This window comes from Streptomyces sp. NPDC007095 (assembly GCF_040634475.1).
Lineage (GTDB): Bacteria > Actinomycetota > Actinomycetes > Streptomycetales > Streptomycetaceae > Streptomyces.
Window position 1 is genome coordinate 1 of sequence record NZ_JBEYFS010000383.1, and the last position, 6,580, is coordinate 6,580.

General features: G+C 69.0%; 6 protein-coding genes and 1 pseudogene. 4 read left to right on the forward strand and 3 right to left on the reverse strand.

Annotation, left to right across the window (positions count from 1 at the left end; genetic code table 11):
* The first annotated feature begins 214 nt into the window (after window positions 1–214).
* A complete protein-coding gene (locus ABZ656_RS55400; RefSeq protein ID WP_360279970.1) occupies window positions 215–619 on the forward strand; it encodes a DUF5709 domain-containing protein in 405 nt (134 codons plus the stop codon).
* A gap of 104 nt (window positions 620–723) precedes the next feature.
* Here ABZ656_RS55400 and ABZ656_RS55405 read toward each other — a convergent pair whose 3' ends face one another.
* The 3 genes from ABZ656_RS55405 to ABZ656_RS55415 form a co-directional block, all read right to left on the reverse strand.
* Window positions 724–1,599, reverse strand: a complete 876-nt coding sequence (locus tag ABZ656_RS55405) for an alpha/beta hydrolase (RefSeq protein WP_075028069.1) — start codon at window positions 1,597–1,599, stop codon at window positions 724–726.
* Window positions 1,600–1,694: 95 nt separating this feature from the next.
* The gene (locus ABZ656_RS55410) at window positions 1,695–2,846 is read right to left on the reverse strand and encodes a low temperature requirement protein A (protein WP_101404103.1); all 1,152 of its coding nucleotides are present in this window, start codon (window positions 2,844–2,846) and stop codon (window positions 1,695–1,697) included.
* A gap of 50 nt (window positions 2,847–2,896) precedes the next feature.
* Window positions 2,897–4,264: an NAD(P)/FAD-dependent oxidoreductase gene (locus ABZ656_RS55415; RefSeq protein ID WP_360279974.1), complete on the reverse strand. Its 1,368-nt coding sequence runs from the start codon at window positions 4,262–4,264 to the stop codon at window positions 2,897–2,899.
* A gap of 237 nt (window positions 4,265–4,501) precedes the next feature.
* Between ABZ656_RS55415 and ABZ656_RS55420 the strand changes: the two genes are divergently transcribed.
* From ABZ656_RS55420 to ABZ656_RS55430, 3 genes and pseudogenes are all read left to right on the forward strand, one after another.
* Window positions 4,502–5,080 (forward strand): DNA starvation/stationary phase protection protein, encoded by a 579-nt coding sequence (locus ABZ656_RS55420; protein WP_101403231.1) that lies wholly within the window; start codon window positions 4,502–4,504, stop codon window positions 5,078–5,080.
* Window positions 5,081–5,172: 92 nt separating this feature from the next.
* A complete protein-coding gene (locus ABZ656_RS55425; RefSeq protein ID WP_256258171.1) occupies window positions 5,173–5,505 on the forward strand; it encodes a LysR family transcriptional regulator in 333 nt (110 codons plus the stop codon).
* 78 nt (window positions 5,506–5,583) lie between these two features.
* Window positions 5,584–5,925: pseudogene (locus ABZ656_RS55430) on the forward strand (hypothetical protein); the annotation flags it as partial.
* Window positions 5,926–6,580: the final 655 nt, after the last annotated feature.

A 6,580-nucleotide genomic window follows, 5' to 3' on the forward strand; every position in this document is an offset into this window, starting at 1 on the left:
TACGAGGGTCAGGGCCCGGCACGCCGAGAGCACGCACCTGACGCCGCGGAGCCGCCCTCCGGGCGACGACGGGAATTTGACGACAGGACCTAGGGGCGGATACCGCGTGAATGACCGTAAAGCCTGCAAATGGGAGCACCGTGTCGAGAAATGCACGAGATGTTGCCTGAGAGAGCACTGCGCGCGGATCTCTCGTGATGGCCAAGACCCTGTCGTGACCACCTCGGTCGAAGCGCAGATCGGACGAACGAGCCCCCAGCGCGACCAGGCTCTGGACGAGGGCTACTCGCCCCCGGAGACGCCCTGGGGTGTGGAGCACACCGGCGTCACGGCGTCGGAGCAGCGGCGGAGGGAGAGCCTGGACGAGCGTCTCTCCGAGGAGTTGCCGGACATCGGCGTCCCGGAGGGCGCCGGTATCGGGGACACCTGGGACACAGACGGCGAGCTCATCGACTACCAGGTCGGAGACGAGCGCGCCGGACGGCTGGTCGCGCCGGACGAGGACAGCCATGGGAACACCGAATCCGACCTGATCGCTTCAGACATGGGCCTGGACGGCGCCGGGGCATCGGCCGAGGAGGCCGCGATACATCTGATCCCCGATTCCGAGACCTACTGAGGGGACGGCGAGCGCAGGACGAGGGCCGGTGCCCGGCCGGACCCGGCCCCAATCCTGCGTCGACCCCCGTCCTGCGCTCGCCGTGCCCAGGTGGACCGGTCGGATCAGCCGTTCCAGTCCGCCAGGAAGTCGAGGAGTGCTCCGTTGACGACGTCGGGGCGTTCCTCCTGGCAGAGGTGTCCGCACTGGGGAATGGGCACACCGCGGATGTTCCGGGCCAGCCCCTTCCAGACGTCCAGGACGTCGTAGGCCTGTCCGACGGCGCTGAAGTCCTCGCCCCACATGGTCAGCACCGGGCAGTCGATGAGTTGGTCGGCGTCCTCGCGGTCCTGGGCGACGTCCTGGGACGCCGCACGGTAGTCCATGCAAGATCCCCGCACTGCCCCCGGCTGCTGGTAGGCGCGCACATAGACTGCGATCTCCTCCGGAGTGAGCATGTCCGGGTTGTACGACCAGCTCCGGTAGAAATGGGTGAGCCAGATCTCCTCACGCCCGGCGATCAACGCCTCGGGTAGGTCGGGCACGCCGAGGAAAGTGAAGAACCAGTACCCCTGCCGGGCGAGGTTCACGTCGTAGGTCTCGGCGATGACGCGGGTGGGGATGTTGTCCATGGCCACGAACCGGTCGATCCGGGCACGGTGGTCCTTGGCGAACCGGGTGCCGACGCGTGCCCCGCGGTCATGGCCGATCAACGCGATCCGCTCATGGCCGAGATGGTCCATCAATGCGATGACGTCGTTGGCCATGGTCCGCTTGTCGTAGCCGGTGTGGGGCTTCTCCGTGTCGCCGTAGCCGCGAAGGTCCGGCGCGATCACGGTGAACCGCTCGGCCAGCACCGGTATCTGCTTCCGCCAGCCGTACCAGGTCTCGGGGAAGCCGTGCAGAAGGTAGACCGGCGGTCCCTGCCCGGCGCTGACCCAGTGCTGCTTGATCCCGTTGAGTTCGGCGGTGTGATGTGTGATGTCTGTCAGTTCTGGCATGAGTGCTCGCTCGTGGAATCGAAGGGATGGACGGGGGCGCCGGTCCGGTCCCGGCGCCTGGTGACCGACGAACACCTTCTCCACGCGCGGCTTGTTCATGGCCTCTCCCGCACTCGCCGGGACCTACGGGCCACCGTCACCACGACGACCAGAACCGCCAGCACCAGACCGGCGGCGAGCGCCGGTGCCGGTGAGAGAGCGGCCGTCACGATGAGGAGGACGGCAGCGGGAAACGGAAGCTGTTCGACCCGACGCATCTGGTGAGGGCGGACATGTACGGCCCACACGCTGATGAGGAAGATCGCCGCCGGAATGGTGACCGCGGCACCTGCCACCAGTGGCGAGACATGGGTGCGACCTGTGATGTGGCCCGCGTACACCGCGAGGCCGGCTCCCTCGGCGGCCGCCGCCGCGAAGATCAGGTAGTGGCCGTAGGCCCAGGTGAATCTCTTTCGGTGCGCCTGGTGCGTCGTGGCGAGGAAGGTGTGCGCCGGCCAAGCGAAGTACAGCCACCACATGGCAAAGACCATGAGCAGGCCGCCTGCCGCCAACGCGTACAGCGCACCGGCGTCGTGATGCCGGTCGAAGGCGCCGCGGACCGCTGCGGTGGCGGCCGCGACGGACTCCCCGAGCACGATGAGGGTGAAGAGTTCGTAGCGCTCGGCGATGTGGTGCGGATGCCACGGTGTCATCCCGGCAGCCTGGGCCCACACGGGGACGGAGAGTTCGGCAACGATCATCACCATGATGCCCGTCAGACGAGCCGAGTCCGGGACGAAGAGCAGTCCGATCCAGCCGACCTGACAGACCATCACCCCGGTGGCGAAGCGAAGAGCAGTGCGCCGCCGACCGGCGTCCGACCATGCGGCACGCAGCCACAGCGCGGCCAGACCCGTGCGCAGCAGCACGTACCCCAGGGTGACGACCCGCAGATCGCCCTCCTGGAACGCCCGGCCGACTCCGGCGGCCAGGACGAGAGAGCCCGTGATCTGCACCAGCACCGTCAACCGGTAGGGCACGTCGTCCGGGTCGTAGGCGGAAGCGAGCCACGTGAAGTTCATCCACGCCCACCAGATGGTGAAGAAGACCAGCGCGAAACGCAGCGAGCCGCCGGCGTAGTCCCCTGCCTCCAGCGCCCCGCGCAGGCTCGTGGACGCCTGCGCCACCGCGACGACGAAGCACAGGTCGAAGAAGAGCTCCAGCGAGGTGGCGGACCGGTGCGGCTCGCCGGGGTTGCGGCCCACCATGGTGCGCCACCGTCTGGCACCCGGGTCCGCCTGCATGATCGGGGCGCGGTTCAGCGGAGGGCTCCCAGGGCCGCCTCGATCGTCCGGTGAAAGGTGGGATAGGTGTAGATCATGTGCTGAAGGCGTTCGACGGGTACCTCGGCATGGACAGCCACGTTCAGCCCGTACAACACCTCGCCGCCCACCGGCCCCGCCGAGGTCGCGCCGATCAGCACGCCCCGGTCGGTGTCCTCGACGAGCTTGATGAACCCCTCGTTGCCCGGCCCGTGGATCCAGCCGCGCGTGGAGGAAGCGATGGTCACCACGCTGGTGCGCACCACCAGCCCCTGCTCGCGTGCCTGACGTTCCGTCAGCCCTACTGCCCCGACCTCCGGATCGGTGAAGGTGACGCGGGGCAGCGCCCGGTAGTCGGCGTCGGGACCGGGCCGGCCGAGGATGTCCCGGACGGCGATCTCCGCCTGGTACATCGACACATGGGTGAAGGCACCCCGGCCGGTGATGTCGCCGACCGCCCACAACCCCTCCCCGGCCCGCATCTGCCCGTCCGTCGGCACGGTTCCCGCCGTCGGATCGAGCCCCACCGAGTCGACCGCCAGCGGGGTCAGGTCGGCCTGGCGTCCGGTGGCGACCAGTAGCCGTTCACTGCTCAGCAGTTGCTCATCGCCTTCGAGGCGGACGGTGAACGCGGTGCCGTCATGGCTGACCTGGCGCGCCCGGGCACCCGTGAGAACGGTGACACCGTCCGCGCGCAGCACCTGCGCGGCCAATTCCCCTGATTCCGGTTCCTCCTGCGACAGCAGCCGATCCTGCCCCTCGATCACTGTGACCGCGCACTTGAAGCGGGCGAAGACCTGGGCGAGTTCGACGCCGATGGCACCCCCACCGAGCACGACCATGGACGCGGGCAGTTCCTTGGCCCCCATCGCGTCCCGGTTGGTCCAGTACGGCGTTCCTTCCAGACCTGGCACCGGTGGGATCCGGGGCCGGGTACCAGTGGCCAGCACGACGCCGCGCCGAGCCTCGAACGTGCGGTCACCGACCGTCACACGGCGCCGCCCGGCGAGGCGACCCGTTCCCCGGACGAGCCGACCGCCCTTCGCCGCGAAGCGGTCCGCGGCCACCTGGTCGTTCCAGTCGTCGGTGGCCTCGTCGCGGATCCGTCCGGCGACCCTGGTCCAGTCCGGAGTCACGACCACCTCGCCGGCGAGAGCGGGGACCCGGCCCGCCTCGGCGAGCAGGTTCCCGGCCCGGATCATCATCTTGCTGGGCACACATGCCCAGTACGGACACTCACCTCCGACGAGTTCCGCCTCGATCCCCACGACGTTCAGACCCGCTTCGGCCAGCGTGCCCGCGACATACTCACCGCCCGGCCCCAGCCCGACGACCACCACATCAGCCTGCTCGTTCGCGCTCATGCCTCTCCTCGTTCCACCGGCTCTCCGGGCATGGACTGTCCCGCTGACGCTAGAGCGGCCGGACAACTGCCCGAGTCCGCCAGCGCACGGAGGCTTGCCCGAGAGCGAACGCCGGGGACAAGCACCGAGCACAGTGCGCTGGCGGGCACCACCGCATGCACTGCCGGTCAAGACGCCCCCAACCGGGCACCTAGCGTCATCGGGGTACGTACAACACGGCACCGCAGGAGGCAGCCCATGACCACCAACTCCCCATCCGCACACAGCAGCCAGCCCTGGCTGCACCAGAAGGGCGAGGTGATCCAGGAGTTCGGGACCGTCAAGCAGTTCCCGGTCGCCCTGTCCTACGAGGCGCGGATGTACTCCTGCCAACGCCTGAACAAGGTTCTCGCGGACACGCAGATCCTCTACGGCCTCTACAAGAAGCACCACTGGCTGATGCGCGGCGCGACCTTCTACCAACTCCACCTGGTCCTGGACAAGCACGCGGGGGAACAGCTCGAAATCATCGACACCATCGCCGAACGCGTCCAGTCCCTGGGCGGCGTAGCGGTGGGAGACCCCCGGCACGTCGCCGAGATCACGTCGATCCCGCGGCCCCCGGACGGGGTGGAGGAGGTGCCGGCCATGCTGTCAAGGCTGTTGGAGGCCCACGAGACCATCCTCATCGACGCCCACGACGCCACCGCCCGGACAGCCGAGTGCGGTGACGACGGCACCATCGACCTGCTGGTGTCACAAGTGATCCGGACCGGTGAGCGGCAGGCGTGGTTCCTGGCCGAGCATCTGGTCGACACACCACTGGTCCGCGCCTGAAGAAGGGCCTCGGCCTGCCGCCCCGACGTATGTGAGCGGGTACCAGGAGGGGCATAAGCCGGCAGCCGCACGACGCCCCGCGTCCGCATACGATGCGGCGAAGATCGAAGACCGTCGCCTTCGCACCAGACGGAGCGCTGCTTGACCGGGAGCGGATGGTGGAGCTGCGGCAGATGGAGGTCGTCGTCTCGGTGGCGGACGCGGGCGGTTTCACGGCAGCGGCAAGGCGGCTGCACGTGGTCCGGTCCGCCGTCTCCAGCACGGTCCGCGCCCTCGAACGGGAACCGGGTGCGCCCTTGTTCGACCGCACCACGCACCGCGTCACCCCACCCCGACCGGCGAGGCGTTCGTCCCCGCCGCACGCGCGGCACTCCGGGCCGCCGAACTGGCACGGGAGGCCGTCGACGCCGTACAGGGGCGGCTGAGCGGGCGGGTGACGGTCGGCACGATGCAAAGGGTATGGGCAGGGCTCCACCACGCCCTGGCCGCGCTGCGCGCGGAGCATCCGGGCGTGGTCGTACAGCTGCGGTGGTCGCCGGCATCCGGCAGGCACTGCGCGAGGGCACGGTGAACCTGGCCGTCGTCGCGCTCGACCGCCGGCAGCAGCGCGGGCCGGCGACCCGGCTGCTGTCCCGCGAGGACATGGTGCTGTTGGCGTCGTTCCGGCGGGTGCTCGCCGAACGACGCCGAACGGCGAGGCCCGGCTCGCCGACGTCGCCCAGCTGCACCTGGTGGACTTCACACCCGGCTGGGCCATCCGCTACTCGGTCGACCGAGCCTTCCGGGCCGCAGGCATCGACCGCAGCCCGACGATCGAGGTGAACGACATCGTCGCGGCAGCCGAACTGGTCCGCAACGACCTGGGCGTCTGCATCATGCCGAAGTCGATCGCGGACCGCTTCCCAGATCTGCCCCAGTGCCCCAGTACTGGTTCGACCGGCACGCACCGAACTGGAAGGTCATGGTGGTACGACCCCCTGGCGAGGCATCCCCGGCGGTCGCCGCGCTGCTGCGGCACATCACCTGAGGTCGACCGGGGTGGCTCTCGGCTGTCCCGGCCGCCACGGCGTCGAACGTCATGCCGGACTGGATGCTGTTTGCACTGACGGAGTTCCACGGGAGCCAGGCGCGGGCCGCTGCTGCGGCGAGGTCGGCGAACGGGCCGCCGACCCACCCGGCTGCGATGACATCGCCTTGACGCGCCGCGAGTGAGTCAACCCAGTCGGCTAGCAGCCTTCTCGTGCCGCAAGGCACGGCTTGCGGTTCAGAACCTGCGCTCCGAATGACCAGGGTGGGAGGAAAGAACGCTGTGGGACTACTTCCCGTGCGCACAGAGTCATCCCAGCCATGCGGTGGACTCCTACCGTTCGAGAACCACTCAATCACCTGATAAACGGAGGAACCTTGCAGTTCGGGATCTTCAGCGTCGGCGATGTCACACCGGACCCGACGACCGGCCGTACGCCGACCGAGGCCGAGAGGATCAAGGCCATGGTCGCG